This is a genomic window from Neobacillus solisequens, assembly GCF_051233465.1.
In the GTDB taxonomy this organism is placed as follows: Bacteria; Bacillota; Bacilli; order Bacillales; family Cytobacillaceae; genus Neobacillus.
In genome coordinates, this window is sequence record NZ_JBKFGJ010000002.1 from 250,098 (window position 1) to 270,559 (window position 20,462).

Here is a 20,462-nt window from a genome sequence, read left to right on the forward strand (position 1 = left end):
ATTTAGATTTTATTATGTGTCGTATAAAAGAGAGGGCTGGATGATAACTGTTGTTGGAGAGGGACCGACTGCGTAAACAAAATAGTATAGAAAAAGCCGTCTCTCAATGAGACAGCTTTCTTTTTTGAGGTAGTCTTTTGTCAATGGGACGAACTGGTTACATGTCCTTGGTATCTTCCATAGATTTTATGGCTTCAGCTACCTTCACCATAATGGAACACTCGACCCTCTTACGGAAGATATCACAACTGAAATCGTAGGTTCCGGTGAGAGAGCCGGTTGCATGTAATGCATTCGCAGGGCAGCCGCCGCTGCAGTATAATTTTGCCCAGCAGTTTTGGCATTCTGGTTTTGAGTAACAGTTGCTTTCTTTAAATTGATCTTGGATCTCGGGTTTTTTAATTCCGTCCCAAATGTTTCCCATGCTGTATTTTTCATCTCCGACAAACTGGTGGCATGGGAAGAGTTCACCCCATGGTGTTACAGCAAGATATTCGGTTCCAGATCCGCAGCCTGAGATTCTCTTTTGAATACAAGGTCCTTCTGATAGGTCTAGCATGTAATGATAAAAAGTGAAGCCATTGCCTTGTTCGTTGCGCTTAATCATTTCCTTGCCGAGAATCTCATACTGTTTGTAGATTTCAGGGAGATGCTCCTCGGTAAGCGCGTATGGTTCTTGTCGATCACAGATAACTGGCTCCATCGAGAGTTTGTTAAATCCAAGGTCAGCTAAGTGAAAAATATCATTGGTAAAGTCTACATTGTTACTTGTGTAGGTTCCCCGAACATAATATTCTTTGTCTCCACGCTTTTTGACGAATTCCTGGAACTTTGGAATGATCAAATCGTAGCTGCCCTTTCCAGTAACGGTTTTCCGCAGCCTGTCATGGACTTCTTTCCTACCATCCAGACTTAAAACGACGTTGTGCATTTCCTTATTTAGAAAATCAGTGACCTCGTCGTTTAATAGCAAGCCGTTTGTAGTAAAGGTGAAGCGAAATGTTTTTTTGTAGTCCTTCTGTTTACTTTTAGCATAAGCGACAATCTGTTTGACAACCTCCCAGGCCATCAAAGGCTCTCCACCAAAGAAATCAATATCAAGGTTTCGGTGGTGTCCTGAGTTTTCCAATAGAAAATCAATGGCTCTTTTCCCCACTTCATAGCTCATAATCGCTCTGTCACCGTTATATTTCCCTTGGCTGGCAAAACAGTATTCGCATGAAAGGTTGCAGGTATGTGCAACATTTAGGCAGAGAGCCTTTACATAAGTTTGACGATTTCTTAAATCAGTCGAGAGATCCTTATATTCATCTTGAGTAAAGAGCTGTCCAGCCTTTTTTAGGTTCTCAACATCTGAAAGAGTTTCTAGAATATCTTCTTTAGATATATTACAATTATGTTCGTACTTGTCATTCAACTTGCTCAAAATACAATCATTACTTGTATTTTCATAAAGTCCAATGATTTCATAAGCGAGATCGTCTACAACATGAACTGAACCACTATAGGTGTCGAGTACAATGTTGTATCCGTTTAGTTTGTATTGATGAATCATTTGTAATTCTTACTCCTTTAGACAAAAAATTTCCGCCCATCTGAAACCAGATGGGCGGCCCACTCTTTTTCCTATCTGTTCATTGTGTTCTCACACTTCTGATTGGCAACCCCACAAGAAGTTTTGCAAGCTGACTGACATGATGTTTGGCATTCCCCACAACCGCCATTTTTTACAGTATCCATCAGTTTTCGTGTAGTAAGTGTGACAATTCTCTTCATAACAAATAACCTCTTTACCTATTATTTTTGAAAAAATTCATGCGAAACCTCATGGATTTTTTCATCACAATTCATACCAAAAATTTTAGCATATCTTCGTTTCAGCCAATCATTCCCAATGTGTCAATATTGTGGAACATTTGAAGTGTGATTTTTTGGTAAATTATATGATTACAACTTATGGATATTTTATTAGCTTACGAATTCTGCAAGAGTCATAAAAATTTATTTTACAGAATTTTTGCGAAATTTATTGTAAAATTAAATAAATATACCAATCTACGGAGGGATAGGATGACAAGTAGATTAATGGAGTTCCAGGTGCAGGTGCAAGAAATCGCAGCTGCCATTTCCGCAGCATTAAAGCTGGATACGGAGATTGTCGATGAAAACATGACAGTAGTTGCTGGTACTGGTCATATTGAAAAGCGCATTAATCACAAAGAAGAAAACGGATCAAAGGAAGCTGGTTTTTTATATGGCAGAGTCCTAACCACTAATCGTCCTTATATAATTGAAGATGCACGAAATGACCCCAATTACGATCCATCCTACTTAACCAGTCAAACAGAAGAGTTCGCCGAAATTTGCTGCCCGATCCGGTTTAAAGGCAGGGCCATCGGAGTGATTGGACTGTTGGCCTTCACACAACAACAGCAGCAGCAACTAATAGAAAATAAGCATCAAATGCTTGAGTTCCTCCAGCAAATGGAAAAGTTATTAGCAGGAAAAATAACCGAACAAGAAGCAATAAAAAAATTACAACTTACAACTAATCAGCTGAACACCATCATTGAATCTATTCACGAAGGGATCATGGCAATTGATGCTACAGGCATCATTAATCATGTAAACCCAACGGCTGAAATTTTAATGGAACGCCCCAAGGAAGAACTGATTGGATTTCATTTATCAAAAATTTTACCAGGTTCACCTATGTTAGAGGTTCTAATCAACGGTCAAGAATATAAAGAAAAAGAGGAAAGTTATGAAGTGAGTGGGGTACAGGCTGATTTTTTAGTATCCACATCGCCCATTCGTGCCCACAATCGGATTATTGGAGCTGTTGCCTCGTTTCGAAAAAGCTCAGATGTACGAAAATTGGCATTTTCCATGACCAGCTTGCAACGTATTTCTTCTATGGATGAAATTATTGGAGATAGCGAACCATTGAAAAAATTAAAAGAACAAGCTTTAAAGGTATGTAATAGCCAATCAACGGTTCTCATTACCGGAGAAACAGGTACAGGAAAAGGTTTATTAGCCATGGCGATACATAATGCAGGAAACCGCTATGATGGTCCCTTTATTAATATTAATTGTGGGGCCATCCCTGAATCTTTATTGGAAAGTGAATTGTTCGGCTATGAAAATGGAGCCTTTACAGGTGCCAGACACCAAGGAAAAGCAGGGAAATTTGAATTGGCGGACAAAGGAACCATTTTTTTAGATGAAATAGGTGATATGCCCCTGCATTTGCAAATTAAACTTCTTCATGTTCTGCAAAACAAAGAGATTGAACGGATCGGTGGTACAAAAGCGATTCCCATTAATGTTCGGGTAATTGCTGCCACTAATAAAAATCTGGAGCAAATGGTTTCAGATGGTGAATTTAGGGCTGATTTATATTTTAGACTAAACGTTATTCCCATTTCGATGCCTTCATTGAGAGAGAGGGCAGAGGACATTCCCATATTAATGAATCACTTCCTCTATAAGCATATGAAAATTGCCCGTAAATACGTGGAAAAGTTTGATCATGAAACAATTTCTATTTTAACGGAGTATACATGGCCGGGTAACATTAGAGAATTAGAAAATGCAGTAGAATACGCAGTAAATATGGAAATAACAGAAAAAATCACCCCATCAAGTTTGCCGCGGCGTATTTTTAATTGGAGGAAACCAAACGAACATGCTAATCATTTAAATTTAAAAAAGAGGTTACAGCTAGAAGAGAAAAAGATTTTATCCCATTTTATGAAAAACTATGGTACAAGTGTCAAGGCCAAAAAAAAGATGGCTAATGAGCTTGAAATCAGTTTAGCAACCCTTTATCGCAAATTAGAAGAGTATGACCTTCTCAATTATGAGAAAAATTTCTAAATTTCGAGAAATTGCAGTTTTCCCTAGATGGGTGGCAGGCTTCAATAGAAAAATCATTTCTATAATTAGGGTATTTCTCAAAAATGAGAAGTACCCTTTTAAGTAAACATTGATTTATCAATGTTATTTAATTGGCACGATACTTGCATTTTAGATTTATGAGCTTTTTAAAAATGATAAAAAGGATGGATAGAATGCAAAAACCAAGAGAAGAAAGCTTAAGTCTTGCCAAAAATATTTTACATCTAATTGAGAGTGATCAACTTACGTCGGAGGAAAAGAACCAGATTGTCGAGGACTCAGTTGAGAATTTCGAACAGTATGTTAATAAAGCAATCCTTAAACACCGCAAAGCTGCTTCCACTGATTTCTCGTTTGTGGAGTGGGAAGGAGAAGGTGCTGTATTTCGGGATACAAAGGGTCGGGAATTTATCGACTGTCTTGGAGGTTACGGTGTATACTTACTCGGCCATCGTCATCCAAATGTGGTGAAGGCTGTAGAATCGCAAATTAAACGATACGCACTGCATAGTCAGGAGTTGGTTGATCCTCTTCGTGGATACTTGTCAAAACTAGTTGCAGCAATTACCCCTGGTGATCTCCAATATTCCTATTTAACCAATTGTGGAACAGAAGCAAATGAAATGGCTCTTAAATTAGCAAGGATTGCAACAGGGAAAAAATGTTTTATTTCTACCACAAATGGCTTCCATGGTAAAACATTTGGGTCCCTTTCAGCTTCTGGAAAGGCAGTTTTCCGTGAACCATATATGCCGCTTTTACCTGGATTTTATCATGTTGAATATGGTAATGCAGAGGCAATGGAAACAATGGTAAAAAATCTAGAAGCCACCGGAGAATCCGTTGCCGGGATCTTAGTGGAGCCAATTCAAGGCGAAGGTGGGGTCAACGTTCCTTCACAGGATTATTTTAAGCGCTTACGTGAAATTTGTGATAACCATGGTTGTTTGCTCATTGTGGATGAAATTCAAACGGGTATGGGTCGGACAGGTAAGATGTTCGGTATTGAACACTTTGATGTCGTTCCAGATATTATGACACTTGGTAAAGCATTTGGTGGAGGTGTAATGCCAATCGCTGCAATGGTTGCCCGTCCAAAACATTGGGTTAAGTTAGAGGAGAATCCGTTTTTATTAGGTTCCTCTACGTTTGGTGGTAACCCGCTTTGCTGTGCAGGGGCAATAGCTGGTATTAAAACAATCCTTGAAGAAAATATTCCTGAGATGGCGAGGGAAAAAGGTGAATATATATTATCAAGGCTATCTAACATCCAAAATAAGTATTCTGATTTAATGGTTGCGGTGAGAGGGAAAGGTTTATTGATTGGAATGCAGTTTGCTAATAACGATATAGGTTTTGATTTAGCGAAGCGCCTATTTACCGACAATATTTTGGTAGGTGGTACTCTTAATAACGCCACCGTGATCCGAATTGAGCCGCCTGCAGTCATTTCTTATGAACAAATTGATACAGTTCTTAATGCCATTGAGCGACATATTGAAAAATTGGCTGAGGAACAAAAACGTCAATCAGTTCGTGTGTAAAAGTACAGTTTCTAAAGTCTGAAAATTGGCAATAAAACTTCAGTTATCACTTTATAAATGGTAAAATACCAATATATGGGATGTTAGTTGCCGGCTATAATTGGTTATTGAGCCGAATAGGGTAGATCCTTTTTTCGGCTTAATATAAATAACTTGCGAATTTTCCGAGAGGAGCGTGACAAGGTAAATTGAAAAGCGTATTTGTATTCAGAAAACGTTGGTTGTTTCACATTCGGATTTAGAAATTTAAAAAAATTAGGAGGACGACTGTTTGAGTTTTAAAGTTGTAGTTTTAGGAGTTGGCGGTGTAGGTCAGGTGTGTGCGTCGGAGGTTGTCAAAAAAGGGTATTTATCAGAATTAGTTCTCGCAGATATTTCAACCAAGTCAGCTGAGAAAATTGCAAAACAATTAAGGAAGCAAACTACGACACCGATTGAGGTTTGTCAGGTAGATGCGAACAATCGTGAAAGTGTAGCTTCTATCTTGGATGATGTAGATGTGGTGCTTCATGCGGGGATACCAGAATTTAATTATACGGTAATGCAGGCATGTATTGATACAAAAACCCATTATATTGATATGGCTTCCGATAGCCCAGATGACCTATTAAAGCAACTGGAATGGGGTGATAAGTTTAAGCAAGCAGGAGTGCTGGGGATTATGGGGTTAGGTTGCGACCCTGGATTTTCTAATATAGCGGCTAGATTCGCTGCCGACCAGATGGATACTGTTAAATCGATTACGATACTTGATGGGGATAATTCCGATGTAGACTATGAAGGCTTCTGTGCTTATTTTAGCCCGCAAACAGCCATTCAGGAATGTTTAGCCAAACCTAACTACTGGACAGCAAAAGAGGGATTGCAATATTATCCAACCCCTTTTGCCAATAGAGATGAATTCGAATTTCCAGAGCCGATTGGCTGGCTGGACTGTTATGTGGTAGAACATGAGGAAGCAGTGACCTTAGGAAGATCTATTGGAAAAGGATGTGAACACGTAGAGTTCCGATATGCGCTGCATCCGGATTTTGTCAACACGCTCAAAGTTCTAAGCTATTTAGGGCTTGATAGCAAAGAGCCAATCAGTGTTGGCGGTGCGGATGTTGTACCACGCGATGTGGTGGTAACAACCATGCCGAAGCCAGCAGAATTGGCCGGAAAAATTCATGGATATTCATGCGTTGGTGCCAATGTGAAAGGAACCAAAGCTGGTCAAAACGTGGAGATGTTCGTCTATACAATGGCCAACCATGATGAGATATATGAAAAAGTAGGCTTTCAGGCAACAGTATGGCAAACCGGTGTTCCGCCGGTTGTAGCAGTTGATATGATTGCTGAAGGTCTATTAACTGAAACAGGCTGTATACCGCCTGAAAAAATCGATCCTGTTCCATTCTTTGAAAGATTACAGGCAAGAGGAATGGAATGGTATGTGATGAAGAAAACTAGTCCAATTATCAAAACGGCTTAATCATAGAATTTAATCAACGTCATCTTAGAGAATAACTCCTTCAATGGGGTTATTCTCTAATAACATTAAAATGAAAGCGATTACTAAAAAGGTTTATCAAACTGAAATGAATAGATCAGGGAGGACCTTATGAAATGGAGAATGCCGATTATTCAATTTAACAATGTAACAAAAAAATATGGGAATAATCCTTCTATATTAGATAATGTCAGTTTTAAACTGGAACGGGGAAAATTTTATACACTTCTGGGTCCATCGGGATGCGGAAAAACAACCATTTTAAGATTAATTGCCGGTTTTACTGAAGCGTCTACCGGTGAGATCTTGTTTAATGGTGAAATGATTAACCATGTTCCCAGCAATAAGCGACAGGTCAATACTGTATTTCAGGATTATGCGCTTTTTCCTCATTTAAATGTGTTTGAAAATGTTGCTTTTGGTCTCCGTATAAAAAAGGCGAAACAGGCTGATGTGAATGAAAAAGTGAAGGAAGCGTTGAAATTTGTCAATCTCGAGGGATATGAAAATCGAGAAATCAGAGAAATGTCAGGTGGACAGCGGCAAAGGGTTGCCATTGCCAGGGCGATTGTAAATAAGCCAGAGGTAATCCTCCTTGATGAGCCGCTTTCTGCTCTTGATTTAAAACTGCGAACCGAAATGCAATATGAATTAAGGGAGCTCCAGCTTCGATTAGGTATCACGTTTATTTTTGTCACCCATGATCAAGAGGAAGCCTTGGCCATGTCGGATGAAATTTTTGTCATCAATAAAGGAAAAATCCAACAAAGTGGGACGCCGACAGATATTTATGACAATCCGATAAACCGGTTTGTGGCGGACTTTATCGGTGAGTCAAATATCGTTCAAGGAAAAATGTTGAAAGACTATTTAGTAGAGTTTGTCGGAAGAAAGTTTGAATGTGATGATAAAGGTTTTGAAGAAAATGAATCGGTAGAGATTGTCATAAGACCTGAGGATTTAGAAATCACCTCTCCTGAAAAAGGTAAACTTCGTGTGGTGGTGGATTCCCAATTATTTAGGGGAGTCCATTACGAAATATGCTGCAACGATCAAGATGGAAATGTATGGCTGGTCCATTCTACTAAGAAGGCTAATGTAGGTGAAGAAATTGGCCTTGATTTTGATCGAGAAGCCATCCACGTTATGCGCTATGGAGAGACAGAGGAAGAATTCGACCGCCGCTTGGAAACATATGCGGATAAGGAGGATTCAACCCTATGGAAGGTAAACTAACCAGAAACCTTTACTCTTTTTCCTACTATCTATGGATTCTCATATTTGTCATCGTTCCTATATTACTAATTGTCTATTATTCATTCATAGATATTGAAGGAAATCTTTCACTAGCCAACTATCAAAAGTTTTTCACTGCCGTTTACTTGAAAATGATGCTTAGTTCCTTTTGGTATGCCTTTTTAATTACCCTATTCACCTTCATTGTGGCATATCCAACCGCCTATTTATTAACGAAAACAAAACATAAGCAATTCTGGCTTTTATTAATTATTGTTCCATCATGGATTAACCTGCTATTAAAAGCATATGCATTCTTAGGTATTTTTGGTACCTATGGAACCGTAAACAGTATTTTAAAAAGTATTGGGATCGGGGAACAGCAAATTTTGTTTACAGATTTTAGCTTTGTGTTTGTATCCGTTTATATTTTTATCCCCTTCATGATCCTTCCTATTTTTAATAGTTTAAATGAGATAAACCCATCCTTGTTAGATGCAGCCAATGACCTTGGGGCATCCTCATGGACAACCTTTTATCGAGTTATTTTTCCCTTGACCCTAGACGGAGTAAAATCTGGTTGGCAGGTTACCTTTATACCGGCACTTTCATTGTTCATGCTTACTAGATTAATAGCTGGTAATCGGGTGATCACCTTAGGTACAGCCATAGAGCAGCAATTTCTTGTCACTCAAGATTGGGGCATGGGTTCTACTATAGCGGTGTTTTTGATTATCATCATGGTTTTATTCATGATTCTAACGAGTACCCGAAAGCGAGGTGTATAAGATGGAAAAAGGGATTTCGCCTTTGTCAAAAATCACTTTAGGTTTCATCTTTTTCATCTTGTATGCACCCATTTTCTTCTTAATTATTTTTTCTTTTAATAGTGGAGACACGATGTTCGATTTTAAAGGCTTCTCGCTGGAATGGTATCGTGAACTTTTTCATGATACTAGGTTATTGATCATAGTGTTAAATACCATTATCGTTGCTCTTTTATCAGCGATAATTTCTACCATTATAGGTGTCCTAGGGGCACTGGCTATTTACTATGCCAAAAAAAGAAGGACCAAGAATCTATTAATGTCTTTAAATAATGTGTTAATCGTCAGCCCGGACGTAATTATTGGAGCATCCTTTTTAATCCTATTTACGATGGCTGGAATAAAACTGGGATTCTATTCCGTATTGTTGTCACATATTGCTTTCAGTATTCCCATCGTCGTTTTAATGGTATTGCCAAAATTGATGGAGATGAGTCCGTCGTTAATCGACGCGGCGCTTGACCTTGGAGCAAGTAGCTGGAATGTCTTAACAAGAGTGATCGTTCCATTTATTGCTCCCGGAATTTTTGCTGGCTTTTTTATGGCCTTAACCTATTCCCTTGACGACTTTTCCGTCACATTTTTTGTAACTGGCAATGGTTTTTCAACACTTTCAGTTGAAATTTACTCCCTTGCTCGCCGTGGAATTTCCTTAAATATTAACGCTTTATCTGCCATACTCTGCCTCGTTACATTGTTGATGGTAGTCATCTACCAATTGATTTCGGTAAGGAATAAAAAGGCGAACGAACTGGGGGTTTATAAACAATGAAAAAACTCCTGCGTTTTTTTATTACGCTTCTGGTTACCACAGCGGTCTTGATTTTTATTAATTCCCGCTTGAACGCTTCAGAGGGATATTCGGGCGAGAATACTCTGACCGTTTACAATTGGGGTGATTATATTGACCCTGAATTAATCAAAAGCTTTGAAAAAGAAACTGGAATCAAGGTTATCTATGAAACGTTTGATTCGAATGAAGCGATGATGACGAAAATTGAGCAGGGTGGCACAAATTACGATGTTGCAGTCCCATCAGAATATACCATTATGAAAATGGTAAAAAAGAGGCAACTCATTCCGCTTGATCATTCTAAGCTTTCCAACCTAGTAAATATCGATAAACGTTTTATGGATCTTTCTTTTGATCCCAAAAATAAATACTCAATCCCTTATTTTTGGGGAACGGTCGGGATTGTTTACAATCCCAGTATGCTTAATGGTAAAAAAATAGCGAGCTGGGAAGACTTGTGGGATCCCGACTTGAAAAATCAAATTCTATTAATTGACGGAGCTCGGGAAGTGATGGGGGTAGGTTTGAATAGCTTAGGGTACTCGCTGAATGATACAAATCGAAATCATCTCATTGAGGCGCAGAAAAAACTTGAAACACTGATGCCGAACGTAAAGGCGATTGTTGGGGATGAGATCAAGATCCTTTTAGCCAATGAAGAGGCTGCCGTTGGGCTTACATGGTCAGGTGAGGCCTCTGAAGCCATATCCAATAATGAAAACTTGGATTATGTCGTTCCAAAGGAGGGCTCCAACCTGTGGTTTGATAACATGGTCATCCCGAAAACTGCCAAAAATATTGAAGGTGCACATCAATTCATTAACTTTATGTTGGATCCAAAAAATGCGGCGAAAAATGCAGAATATGTTGGATATTCAACGCCAAATGAGCAAGCCCTTCAATATATGCCGAAAGAAATGGTAAATGATAAACGTTTCTACCCATCACCCGAGCTTACAAAAAAGTTAGAAGTTTATGAAAACCTTGGTAAGAAAAATCTTGCCTATTATAATGAATTATTTCTTCAGTTTAAAATGTACAAAGATTAATAGTTTAATAAAAAGGAGACGTTAAATCGATGAATGTCAACAAGATGTATATCAATGGTCAGTGGGTGTTAAGCAAAAGTGGGGAACACAGAGAAATCATCAATCCTGCAACTGAGGAAGTGATTGCAAACGTTACAGAAGGTACGGTAGAAGATGCACGTGAAGCCATTCATGCAGCATATAAAGCATTTTACGAGGTTGGTTGGGGAGAGACGCATGCCAGGTACCGGGCTCAACTACTTTTTGAAGTGGCTGATAAGCTTAAGCAACAAATCGAAGCGTTTGCCCTGCTAGAGACGAAAAATAATGGAAAACCATTAAGGGAGTCAAGCTATGACATTGCAGATGCCGTCAATCAATTAGAATACTATGCAGGGTTAATCACAAAACCTACCGGGCAGGTATATGATGTGCCAGATGATATACAAGCATATGTTGTGAGGGAACCCATTGGAGTTGTTGGTCAAATCGTACCGTGGAATTATCCATTAGTAATGGCTGTCCAAAAGATTGCTCCCGCACTTGCCGCAGGGTGTACGGTTGTGATCAAACCTGCTGAGCATACCCCATTAAGTTTAATGAAACTATTTGAGATTATCGATGAAGTAGGCTTTCCACCAGGTGTTGTCAATTTGGTCCTTGGGCCAGGCCAAACCGTTGGAGCCGAGATTTCAGAAAATCCACTGGTGGATAAGGTAGCCTTTACAGGGGGAACGGTTACAGGAAAGAAGATCATGAGAGCTGCCACGGAAACATTAAAAAATGTTTCACTTGAATTGGGAGGAAAATCCCCGAATATCGTTTTTGAAGATGCAGACTTTGAAACGGCAGTAGATTATGCTTTATATGCCATTTTTGCCAATCAAGGTCAGGTGTGCTCTGCAGGATCGAGGCTATTGCTGCAAGATTCTCTCTATGAAAAATTTGTACCGGAACTTGTTAAAAGGGCAAAAGCAATTAGCGTTGGAAACGGATTAGATGCTAATACTGAAATGGGCCCGTTAATCTCGAAACCTCATATGGAAAAGGTGTTAGATTATATTAAAGTCGGAATAGCAGAAGGAGCCGAATTATTATGCGGGGGCAACCGGTTATATGAAAAGGGTTATTATGTTGCTCCTACTATTTTTGGTAAAACCAAACCTACTATGAGAATTGTAAAAGAGGAGATTTTTGGTCCAGTCTTAGTCATTCAAAGTTTTAAAACAGAAGAAGAAGCAATTCGGCTGGCGAATGATTCTATTTATGGACTTGCGGGTGCTGTTTTTACAGCCGATGGGGCTAAGGCACAGAGAGTAATTCGTAAACTAAGAGCCGGCATTACTTGGATTAATACGTATCATCTAACCTTTAATGAGGCCCCTTGGGGTGGGTATAAACAAAGCGGAATCGGTCGGGAACTTGGTACGTTTGGATTAGAGGCGTATCAAGAAGTAAAGCAGGTCAACATCAACCTAAATGTCTGTCCAAGTGGCTGGTTTAGTAAAAAAGATGAATAGTAATTAAAAATAGGAAAAATGTAGGAGTGCGATAAGGGCTGGTTTCAATCTCTCTATTGAGAGGTGAAATAAAAACAAGCGTATAAAAAAGGGGTGTAGGTTCAATTGGAGAAGGTAACTCTTAAGCGTTCGTTAGGTCTATGGGCAATTGTTGGACTTGGATTGGGGTATATGACACCAACTGTTGTGTTTGATACCTTTGGTATTGTATCAGAGGAAACAAATGGTGTTGTTCCAATGGCATACCTTGCTGCATTGATCGTTATGCTATTCACTGCCATTAGTTATGGGAAGATGGTTCAGGTATATCCAAGTGCTGGATCGGCCTACACGTATACCAGAGAGACTATGAACCCTTACTTGGGATTTTTAGTTGGATGGACAGCTTTGCTAGATTATCTCCTACTTCCCATGGTAAACGCCTTAATTATTCGACTATATATGGAATCATTTTTTCCGAATGTTCCTCCTTGGATTTGGGTTGTCACTTATGTTGCTGTTGTGACCCTATTTAATGTTTGGAGCATGGGGAAAACCTCTAGTGCAAATGCGGTACTGGTTGTTTTTTCATTGTTTCTAATTGTAGCATTTCTTGTCCTTGCATTCATGAAGTTATCTCAAGGCATGGGGCAAGGAACCCTATTCACCTCAGAGCCATTCTTCCATTCCAATGTCCATCTCAGTGCTATTTTAGCCGGAGCTACTGTAGTATGCTTCTCCTTTATTGGATTTGATGCTATCACCATGTATGCAGAGGAAGCCGTCAATCAAAAAACACTGCCACGTGCCATTATCTTAACAGTGTTTATTGGTGGAGCGATCTTCTTTGTTGCTTCCTACTTTGCACAGGCCCTTTTTCCGGATCTCTCCAATTTTAAAGTGACAGACAATACTCTACCTGAAATCGGTTTGTATGTAGGGGGAACTTTATTTAAAGTCTTCCTTGTAGCCGGTGGTTTTGCCGCAACGGCAGCTTCCGGATTAGCTTCCCATGCAAGTGTAACTCGACTTCTTTATGTCATGGGTCGCAACGGTGTTCTGCCAAGAAAGGTGTTTGGTTATGTTCATCCAAAATTTCGGACTCCAACATTTAACGCAATTTTAGTTGGTTTGGTTTCACTGCTTGCGATCACACCAAGTCTCGAACTAATTGCTTCCTTTATTAATTTTGGAGCGCTAATTGCTTTTACATTCGTTAACTTATCTGTTTTAGCCCATTTTGTTTTCCGGCAAAAGCAATATAAAACGGGGAAACAGCTTTTCTCATATGTTTTTATGCCGTTGCTTGGGGCGGGATCGACAGGGATTCTTTGGGTTAATCTAAGTTCAGATGCCCTAATAGGTGGGCTTGTTTGGACGGCTATTGGGCTAATTTATATGGTATTTCAGACGAAATTCTTCAAGATAAGCATTAAAGACTTTAATTTAGAAGAAGCGGATCAATCTACTTCGATATAGAATTTAGAGGGTGCCCAAAATTTGGTTGCACCCTTTAAATATGGTTCTTAATTGGATCAATCTTATGTTACGATATTGAAAGAATGATAGTGTAAAAAGGGAGGCATTGAAATGTACAGCTTTAAGAACGACTATAGCGAGGGCGCACACCCCCAAATTTTAAATGCTTTAATAGAAACGAACTTAGATCAGGAGGATGGCTATGGAGAAGACACATTTTCCAAAAGAGCCATTGAGTATTTAAAGCGAAGACTTAAGCAAAATGAGTTAGACATTCATTTATTATCAGGTGGAACTCAAACCAATTTGATTGCTATTTCAGCATTTTTAAGACCCCATGAAGCAGCAATAGCCGCAGTTACTGCTCATATTGCAACGCATGAGACCGGAGCAATTGAAGCTACCGGCCATAAAGTAATAACAGTAGAGACGAATGACGGAAAATTAACGGTTCAGCACTTACATTCGGTACTTGAGACCCATTCGGATGAGCATATGGTAAAACCAAAGCTAGTATACATATCAAACTCTACAGAAATTGGCACGATTTATAAAAAAAATGATTTGGAACAACTGCGTCATTTTTGTGATCAAAATCAGCTCATCTTGTTTATGGATGGTGCAAGGCTTGGCTCAGCATTGTGTTCGAGTGAGAATGACCTCGAGCTAAGTGATTTACCTAGACTTGTGGATGCTTTTTACATAGGCGGCACCAAAAATGGTGCATTGATTGGCGAGGCATTAGTGATTTGTCGGGAGAGTCTTAAAGAAGATTTTCGCTTCCATATGAAACAAAAGGGCGCTCTCCTGGCAAAAGGAAGGTTATTGGGCATTCAGTTTTCTGAATTGTTTCGTGATAATTTGTTTTTTGAATTATCGGAGCATGCCAATAAAATGGCAGGCATCCTTCGACAGGGGGTTAGTGAAGCGAATATTCCTTTTTTAATTCATTCACCATCTAATCAGCTGTTTCCTATTCTTCCAAATGCATCTATTGAACAACTGCAAAAGAAATATGGCTTTTTAATTTGGGAAAAGACTGATCCTGATCAATCTGCCATTCGCCTAGTAACATCCTGGGCAACTAAAGAAGAAGCGGTCCAAGGATTTGTGGAAGATCTTAAAAGGATTTTAAAATCAAACTAAAAAATGAACATGGTCCTTCGTAAAGTACGAAGGACCATGTTTTTTAAGAAATTTTCTCCATTTCCAAAATAACGAAATGGGCAGTTTCATTAGCCTTAATGAAGATATTTTCTTCCACAATTTCCAATGCATCTCTTGTTTTTAAAGTAACAGTATTAATCATGGAGCTTCCTTCAACTTGCACTAAATAGGCCTGTCGATTAGCGTCCACTGGAAACTCAATTTCTTTGCCTGCTTCCAATTCAAGGGCATAAATATTTACGTCCTGGTTTATTTTTATAGGAGCACTGCCGTTTTTGCTTGATACCATGAGGAGCCATTTATTTTGTCTCTCGTCCCAATCAAATCGGTGATCACCGTAATTTGGTTCGTAGCCTGCTTGATCTGGGTAGATCCATATTTGCAAAAATCTTAATGTTTCCTCACCCAAATTATGCTCACTATGAAACACACCGGTTCCTGCACTCATATATTGAACATGTCCCCGCGAGATGGTGTTTTGATTGCCCATACTGTCACCATGAGTTAGCTTACCATTCACGACATATGAAATGATTTCCATTTCTTTATGAGGATGAAAATCAAAGCCTGTTCCAGGGGTAACTAAGTCGTCATTTACCACCCGCAGTTTTCCAAACTGTATGTTTTGTGGATTATAATATTCCGCGAATGAGAAATGAAAAATACTTCTAAGCCAACCCAAATTACTTTTACCCATATTTGTGTGATCTAATTTCTTTAACATACTTTTACACCCCTTATTTTTATTTTAACAATCTCAAATTTCAATATCTCGAATTCGAGATAATAATATAATATTTGTCCCTGTTTGTCAAATAGGGGATTGATAATATTTCTAGAAGTAATCTTCAAAGAGAAAAAAGAGTCGTAACTACGACTCGGGAGCTATTTGTTAATAGTAGAACCTGCTTAAGCTGTTTTAACTATAATCTTCAATTAAAGAAATTTTTCCTTCTTTAAAACCAAATAGAGACTTTCCTATGAGTTGTAACTTATCACCTGATTTTAATCCATTGGGTAAATCAACAGCTAGTATTCCCTCATAATCAATTTGCACCTCAACTTGATTGTCAATAGTTGCAATGTTAATAATTGTTTGTTTTCGGCTTGAGAAGTTCCTTGACGACTTTTCGGCAAGTTCTCTAAATTCTAGTATTCCTTTGGTCTCCGTGTCAACTTGACCATTTGAAATATTTCTGAACAAGATTTCATCATGTAAAAGCTTAAGCATATCATTAACATTAAACGAATTGTATGCATCTACATATTTTTTAACCATTTCTTTTTTCTCTTCACCAATCATTCTCTTAACTCTCCTTTTTCACTGGTTTTAAATTAATAATTCGATGCGGGTAGAACTATTCCTTTTGGATTAGAAAAAAACGAATGTAACTTATCTTCCATTACAATAAGTGCAAAAATCTTCTCGACCATACACAATATGTCTATGAAAACCCACTAAACACAGGTATATACTTTTGGGCGATTTCCTGTTTTGGTACTTCAATACTGAACACCATATAAAAATATAACCTTTTTTAAGATGAAAGTTTTTAAATAGAGAACTTAATTTCATATTTACAAATTTATTATCTCATGCTAAGCTTTAGCTAAGTTATCCTAATAAGAAATAAATTTTCGTATAACAAAACTAAATATAAACCGATATAAAGAGGAGGAAATAGTTATGATGCCATCATTTTTTATTGCCCATGGTTCTCCCATGCTTGCAGTAGAAAACAATGAATATACACAGTTTGTTAACCAATTAGGAAAAGATTTGCCTCGTCCAAGGGCCATTGTTTTGTTTTCAGCTCATTGGGAATCAAGAATCCAACAAGTGGGCAATGTTGAGCAGTATCGGACCATTTATGACTTTGGAGGATTTGATGAAGAACTATATAAGATTCAATATCCTGCCAGAGGGGATCAACAAATGGCTTCAGAAATTGAGAATTTATTCATTGACAGTGGAATACCGTTTGAAAAAGATGTTCAGCGTGGTTTAGATCATGGAGCTTGGGTGGTCCTTCGTATGCTTTATCCAAATGCAGATATTCCTGTCATATCGATGTCAGTCAATTCGAGACTAACACCTCAAGAACAATATAATATTGGAAAAGCATTATCAGCTTTAAGAGAAAAAGATATTTTAATTATTGGCAGCGGTGGAACATCTCACAATCTTCGTGCACTTAACTGGGCAGACGATGGACGAGCTGATGAATGGGCCCTTGAATTTGAAAATTGGCTCGCCTATCATATCGAAAATTGGGACTTATCAGCACTTTTTCAATACAATCAATTAGCCCCAAATGCACAGTTTGCCGTGCCACCGTACGGGACTGAACACTTTGTTCCGATTTTTTATGCAATGGGCGCAGCAGACAATGAGCATAAAGCAACCTTACTCCATCGTAGTTTCCGTTATGGAAATCTAAGCCATAGCGTGTGGCAATTTGGATAATATTCGTAAAATACGCTAAAATGGGTTTATCTCTACTGACTGAGGTAAACTTTTTTCTTTTTATATTGGATACCAATAACTTTCATGAAAAAACTAACAATAAGTCTTTAATTAGGGGGATTTTAAAAAATGGCACAGACGAAATTTGATACAAAGGTTCTTTCTGTCTTAAACGATAAGATTCAATTAATAAAAACAGACAAAGGGGCCATTTATTTAGTAGGTCCGATTCGCCTGCCAGTTAATCTATATGGGGAAACAGTTATTTTTAATTGGTATTGCTGGTTAAATTGTGATGAGGTAACAGAGAATTTTGAGCGTATTATTGAAAAATTATCATCAGCGAATTTAGCCGAATTCCAACAATCTAGTGTGTTGGTTTACGGTGATTTTGAGTATGGAGATGACGCCATTATAAGAATGCACTCCATTTGTCACACTGGGGATATTTTTGGCAGTAAAAGGTGCGACTGTGGATTCCAATTAAAACAATCGATGAAAATGATTGTAGAGCACGGTACGGGAGCATTATTTTATTTGGCGAACCATGAAGGAAGGGGAATTGGTTTATTTAGTAAAGCTCTTGCCTACATACTTCAAGAAAATAATTATGACACCGTTGAAGCAAATCAAGCACTTGGCTTTGTTGATGATTCCAGAAATTATAGTGATGCCATACAGGTTTTAAAGGCATTACGTTCCAAACCTGTCGCCTTAATTACAAATAACCCGAAAAAATTAACGGCATTAAAAGAGTCCGGTTTACCGGTTTCAGGCAGGGAACCTTTATGGGGAGACGTGTCTGAATTTAACGAGAAATACTTAGAAACCAAAGTGAAACGATCTGGTCATTTGAAGGAAGAGGAGACCTGTTGTAATGACTAATCACGAGTTTTATATGGATTTGGCCTTAAGTAATGCAAAGGCGATGAAAGGACAGACAGATCCGAATCCATTAGTTGGATCGGTCATTGTGAATGATAATCGGATTGTGGGAATTGGTACCCATTTGAAAGCGGGAGAACCCCATGCTGAAATTCATGCATTAAGAATGGCTGGAGAAAAAGCAAAGGGCGGAACCATCTATGTTACACTTGAACCGTGCTCGCATCATGGAAGAACTGGCCCTTGTGCTGTTGCCATTGTGGAGGCAGGAATTAAAAAGGTAGTAATTGCCACTCTTGATCCGAATCCAATTGTTTCTGAAAACGGGGTAAAGATCCTTAAGGATGCTGGTCTTGAGGTGATCGTTGGAGTTCGACAAGAAGAATCCCGTCAAATGAATGAAGTGTTTAATAAATTTATCGTTCAGAAAAAACCGTTTATCACCTTAAAAGCTGGTACCACCTTGGATGGGAAAATAGCCACACATACATCTGATAGCAAATGGATCACCTCACAAGAGTCGAGGTTAGACGTTCATCATATGAGAAATGAACATATGGCAATATTAGTCGGAGTAAATACGGTCTTAAAGGATAATCCAGAATTGACTGCCAGAATCCCAAATGGACGGAACCCCCTCCGGGTTATTTTAGACTCTACCTTAAGAATTCCGCTGGATTCAAAGGTCATCACAGACAAGCAAGCGGATACTTGGATATTTACAAGTAATCAATATGACCAAGAGAAAGAGTCTGTTTTACAATCACTGGGGATTAAAGTGTTTCATACGAATGGTTCAAAAAATGTACATCTAAAAGAAGTCCTCGATACATTGGGTGAACACCTTATTTCCTCTGTCTTAGTTGAAGGGGGAGGGACGGTTAATGGCTCCTTTTTAGAGAATCAGCTTATTGATAAAGTGGTTCTTTATTTTGCCCCTAAATTAATCGGTGGAAGAGATGCTCCTACCTTCTTGGAAGGTACTGGGGTAGATAAAATGCTTGAGGCAATTGAGTTAACAGATACAACGATTGAAAAAATCGGTAAGGATTTTAAATTTATTGGATATCCGATCTATAAATAAATCTGGATAAAAGCACTCCATTGTATTGGGGTGCTTTCAGTTTAATAGTTTATGAATCACTAATAGACTTGTTGATTGATTTAATATCCGCGCTTCCAATCAACTACACCTGCTAATGGTTGTCCAGCCATGTATCGATTCAAATTTTCTGCAAAGAAATCACAAACACCATCAGCCGTACTTGGTCCTGAAAGATGGGGCGTGATATATACGTTTGGAATGGAATAAAGCGGGTGTTCTACTGGCAGAGGCTCCGTCTCGAACACATCAAGAACCGCAGCTCCAAGGTGTCCAGTTTTCAACACGGTTACCAAATCGTTTTCATTCATTAATGCTCCACGACCTACATTAACGATTATCGCTCCAGGTTTCATAGACAGTAATAGCTCGCGATTTACTATATGATAAGTAGACATTGTTAAGGGAAGGGTCAATACTAAATAATCTAAGTCCTTAACAAATTCAGGCCATTGATCTGAAAAAAAATGTTTGTCTACTATTTCCGAATTAACTCCACTTTTACTTAAGCCAAATACCTTCATCTCAAAGGCTCGGGCTTTTCGGACAATCTCAGTACCGATCGACCCCATCCCTGCCACCCCGATTGTTTTTCCGGCTAATGAATCAGCAATAAATGGATCCCAACGATGTTCCAATTGAGCCTGACTGATTCGTGCTACATCTTTCACTAAATATAATAAATACGTAAAAACATATTCAGAAATATAACCACCAAATTGGTCTACAATCCTTGTTAGAATCAAAAGATCTGGGATTGAAGAATCAGCGACCAAATCATCCACTCCAGCCCCAGTGGATTGATACCATTTAACAGTAGCCGCAGCAGACGAACTCAATAATTCAGTAGGAAACTTCCACCCTAAAATGACCTCAGTGCCTAGTAACAATTTTTCCGCTTCATCACGGGTTGTTGCAACCATAACAGAAGAAAATCCTTTTTTTCGTATATAGTTCGCGTATTCCTCAGCCTGATTTGGACTATAAACTAGAATGTTTGGTTGTCGAATATTCATAAAATTCACCCCTCTTAACGTCAA

General features: G+C 38.6%; 18 protein-coding genes. 13 read left to right on the top strand and 5 right to left on the bottom strand.

Annotated elements, in window-relative coordinates; translation table 11 throughout:
- Positions 1–157: 157 nt before the first annotated feature.
- Positions 158–1,555 (bottom strand): thioether cross-link-forming SCIFF peptide maturase, encoded by a 1,398-nt coding sequence (scfB, locus tag ACI3K6_RS01740; protein ID WP_435553443.1) that lies wholly within the window; start codon positions 1,553–1,555, stop codon positions 158–160.
- A 71-nt stretch (positions 1,556–1,626) separates the two neighbouring features.
- Positions 1,627–1,776 (bottom strand): six-cysteine ranthipeptide SCIFF, encoded by a 150-nt coding sequence (gene scfA / locus ACI3K6_RS01745; RefSeq protein ID WP_335480849.1) that lies wholly within the window; start codon positions 1,774–1,776, stop codon positions 1,627–1,629.
- Positions 1,777–2,070: 294 nt separating this feature from the next.
- Here scfA and ACI3K6_RS01750 point away from each other — a divergent pair, with 294 nt between their 5' ends.
- The 10 genes from ACI3K6_RS01750 (at position 2,071) to ACI3K6_RS01795 (ending at position 14,947) form a co-directional block, all read left to right on the top strand.
- Positions 2,071–3,882 carry a sigma-54-dependent Fis family transcriptional regulator gene (locus ACI3K6_RS01750; protein ID WP_435553444.1) on the top strand — a complete coding sequence of 604 codons (1,812 nt, stop codon included), beginning with the start codon at positions 2,071–2,073 and terminating at the stop codon, positions 3,880–3,882.
- A 194-nt stretch (positions 3,883–4,076) separates the two neighbouring features.
- Positions 4,077–5,447, top strand: coding sequence for a putrescine aminotransferase (locus ACI3K6_RS01755; protein WP_435553445.1), 1,371 nt, complete (start codon positions 4,077–4,079; stop codon positions 5,445–5,447).
- 271 nt (positions 5,448–5,718) lie between these two features.
- Positions 5,719–6,921, top strand: coding sequence for a saccharopine dehydrogenase family protein (locus tag ACI3K6_RS01760; protein WP_435553446.1), 1,203 nt, complete (start codon positions 5,719–5,721; stop codon positions 6,919–6,921).
- A gap of 129 nt (positions 6,922–7,050) precedes the next feature.
- Positions 7,051–8,175, top strand: a complete 1,125-nt coding sequence (locus ACI3K6_RS01765) for an ABC transporter ATP-binding protein (RefSeq protein WP_435553447.1) — start codon at positions 7,051–7,053, stop codon at positions 8,173–8,175.
- The gene (locus ACI3K6_RS01770; RefSeq protein ID WP_335480839.1) at positions 8,160–8,963 is read left to right on the top strand and encodes an ABC transporter permease; all 804 of its coding nucleotides are present in this window, start codon (positions 8,160–8,162) and stop codon (positions 8,961–8,963) included. The genes ACI3K6_RS01765 and ACI3K6_RS01770 overlap by 16 nt, the downstream gene beginning before the upstream one ends.
- Before the next feature lies 1 nt (position 8,964).
- On the top strand, positions 8,965–9,774 hold the full coding sequence (locus ACI3K6_RS01775) for an ABC transporter permease (RefSeq protein WP_435553448.1): 810 nt from the start codon (positions 8,965–8,967) through the stop codon (positions 9,772–9,774).
- Positions 9,771–10,844 carry an ABC transporter substrate-binding protein gene (locus ACI3K6_RS01780; RefSeq protein WP_435553449.1) on the top strand — a complete coding sequence of 358 codons (1,074 nt, stop codon included), beginning with the start codon at positions 9,771–9,773 and terminating at the stop codon, positions 10,842–10,844. Before ACI3K6_RS01775 ends, ACI3K6_RS01780 begins: the two co-directional genes overlap by 4 nt.
- Before the next feature lie 29 nt (positions 10,845–10,873).
- Entirely contained in the window at positions 10,874–12,343 is a 1,470-nt protein-coding gene (locus tag ACI3K6_RS01785; RefSeq protein ID WP_435553450.1) for an aldehyde dehydrogenase family protein, read from the top strand.
- Positions 12,344–12,448: 105 nt separating this feature from the next.
- A complete protein-coding gene (locus tag ACI3K6_RS01790) occupies positions 12,449–13,801 on the top strand; it encodes an APC family permease (protein WP_435553451.1) in 1,353 nt (450 codons plus the stop codon).
- A gap of 111 nt (positions 13,802–13,912) precedes the next feature.
- Complete coding sequence (locus ACI3K6_RS01795) at positions 13,913–14,947, top strand: threonine aldolase family protein (RefSeq protein ID WP_435553452.1); 1,035 nt, start codon at positions 13,913–13,915, stop codon at positions 14,945–14,947.
- Between the two features lie 43 nt (positions 14,948–14,990).
- On the opposite strand, the gene ACI3K6_RS01800 is transcribed toward ACI3K6_RS01795, so the two are convergent.
- Both ACI3K6_RS01800 and ACI3K6_RS01805 read right to left on the bottom strand, forming a co-directional pair.
- The gene (locus ACI3K6_RS01800; RefSeq protein ID WP_435553453.1) at positions 14,991–15,692 is read right to left on the bottom strand and encodes a pirin family protein; all 702 of its coding nucleotides are present in this window, start codon (positions 15,690–15,692) and stop codon (positions 14,991–14,993) included.
- A 195-nt stretch (positions 15,693–15,887) separates the two neighbouring features.
- On the bottom strand, positions 15,888–16,271 hold the full coding sequence (locus tag ACI3K6_RS01805; protein ID WP_435553454.1) for a nuclear transport factor 2 family protein: 384 nt from the start codon (positions 16,269–16,271) through the stop codon (positions 15,888–15,890).
- A 384-nt stretch (positions 16,272–16,655) separates the two neighbouring features.
- Here ACI3K6_RS01805 and ACI3K6_RS01810 point away from each other — a divergent pair, with 384 nt between their 5' ends.
- The 3 genes from ACI3K6_RS01810 to ribD all read left to right on the top strand — a co-directional run bounded on the left by ACI3K6_RS01810 (position 16,656) and on the right by ribD (position 19,404).
- Positions 16,656–17,435 carry a DODA-type extradiol aromatic ring-opening family dioxygenase gene (locus tag ACI3K6_RS01810; protein WP_335478934.1) on the top strand — a complete coding sequence of 260 codons (780 nt, stop codon included), beginning with the start codon at positions 16,656–16,658 and terminating at the stop codon, positions 17,433–17,435.
- A gap of 129 nt (positions 17,436–17,564) precedes the next feature.
- Positions 17,565–18,320: a GTP cyclohydrolase II gene (locus ACI3K6_RS01815; RefSeq protein WP_435553455.1), complete on the top strand. Its 756-nt coding sequence runs from the start codon at positions 17,565–17,567 to the stop codon at positions 18,318–18,320.
- Positions 18,313–19,404 carry a bifunctional diaminohydroxyphosphoribosylaminopyrimidine deaminase/5-amino-6-(5-phosphoribosylamino)uracil reductase RibD gene (gene ribD / locus ACI3K6_RS01820; RefSeq protein ID WP_435553456.1) on the top strand — a complete coding sequence of 364 codons (1,092 nt, stop codon included), beginning with the start codon at positions 18,313–18,315 and terminating at the stop codon, positions 19,402–19,404. Before ACI3K6_RS01815 ends, ribD begins: the two co-directional genes overlap by 8 nt.
- An 80-nt stretch (positions 19,405–19,484) precedes the next feature.
- Here ribD and ACI3K6_RS01825 read toward each other — a convergent pair whose 3' ends face one another.
- Positions 19,485–20,438, bottom strand: a complete 954-nt coding sequence (locus ACI3K6_RS01825; protein WP_435553457.1) for a D-2-hydroxyacid dehydrogenase — start codon at positions 20,436–20,438, stop codon at positions 19,485–19,487.
- Positions 20,439–20,462 lie beyond the last annotated feature (24 nt).

Bases quoted from the DNA above. Each gene is read 5' to 3' on its own strand.
- scfB (WP_435553443.1), bottom strand. From the start codon at position 1,555: ATGATTCATCAATACAAACTAAACGGATACAACATTGTACTCGACACC.
- scfA (WP_335480849.1), bottom strand. From the start codon at position 1,776: ATGAAGAGAATTGTCACACTTACTACACGAAAACTGATGGATACTGTA.
- ACI3K6_RS01750 (WP_435553444.1), top strand. From the start codon at position 2,071: ATGACAAGTAGATTAATGGAGTTCCAGGTGCAGGTGCAAGAAATCGCA.
- ACI3K6_RS01755 (WP_435553445.1), top strand. From the start codon at position 4,077: ATGCAAAAACCAAGAGAAGAAAGCTTAAGTCTTGCCAAAAATATTTTA.
- ACI3K6_RS01765 (WP_435553447.1), top strand. From the start codon at position 7,051: ATGAAATGGAGAATGCCGATTATTCAATTTAACAATGTAACAAAAAAA.
- ACI3K6_RS01770 (WP_335480839.1), top strand. From the start codon at position 8,160: ATGGAAGGTAAACTAACCAGAAACCTTTACTCTTTTTCCTACTATCTA.
- ACI3K6_RS01775 (WP_435553448.1), top strand. From the start codon at position 8,965: ATGGAAAAAGGGATTTCGCCTTTGTCAAAAATCACTTTAGGTTTCATC.
- ACI3K6_RS01780 (WP_435553449.1), top strand. From the start codon at position 9,771: ATGAAAAAACTCCTGCGTTTTTTTATTACGCTTCTGGTTACCACAGCG.
- ACI3K6_RS01785 (WP_435553450.1), top strand. From the start codon at position 10,874: ATGAATGTCAACAAGATGTATATCAATGGTCAGTGGGTGTTAAGCAAA.
- ACI3K6_RS01795 (WP_435553452.1), top strand. From the start codon at position 13,913: ATGTACAGCTTTAAGAACGACTATAGCGAGGGCGCACACCCCCAAATT.
- ACI3K6_RS01800 (WP_435553453.1), bottom strand. From the start codon at position 15,692: ATGTTAAAGAAATTAGATCACACAAATATGGGTAAAAGTAATTTGGGT.
- ACI3K6_RS01805 (WP_435553454.1), bottom strand. From the start codon at position 16,271: ATGATTGGTGAAGAGAAAAAAGAAATGGTTAAAAAATATGTAGATGCA.
- ACI3K6_RS01810 (WP_335478934.1), top strand. From the start codon at position 16,656: ATGATGCCATCATTTTTTATTGCCCATGGTTCTCCCATGCTTGCAGTA.
- ACI3K6_RS01815 (WP_435553455.1), top strand. From the start codon at position 17,565: ATGGCACAGACGAAATTTGATACAAAGGTTCTTTCTGTCTTAAACGAT.
- ribD (WP_435553456.1), top strand. From the start codon at position 18,313: ATGACTAATCACGAGTTTTATATGGATTTGGCCTTAAGTAATGCAAAG.
- ACI3K6_RS01825 (WP_435553457.1), bottom strand. From the start codon at position 20,438: ATGAATATTCGACAACCAAACATTCTAGTTTATAGTCCAAATCAGGCT.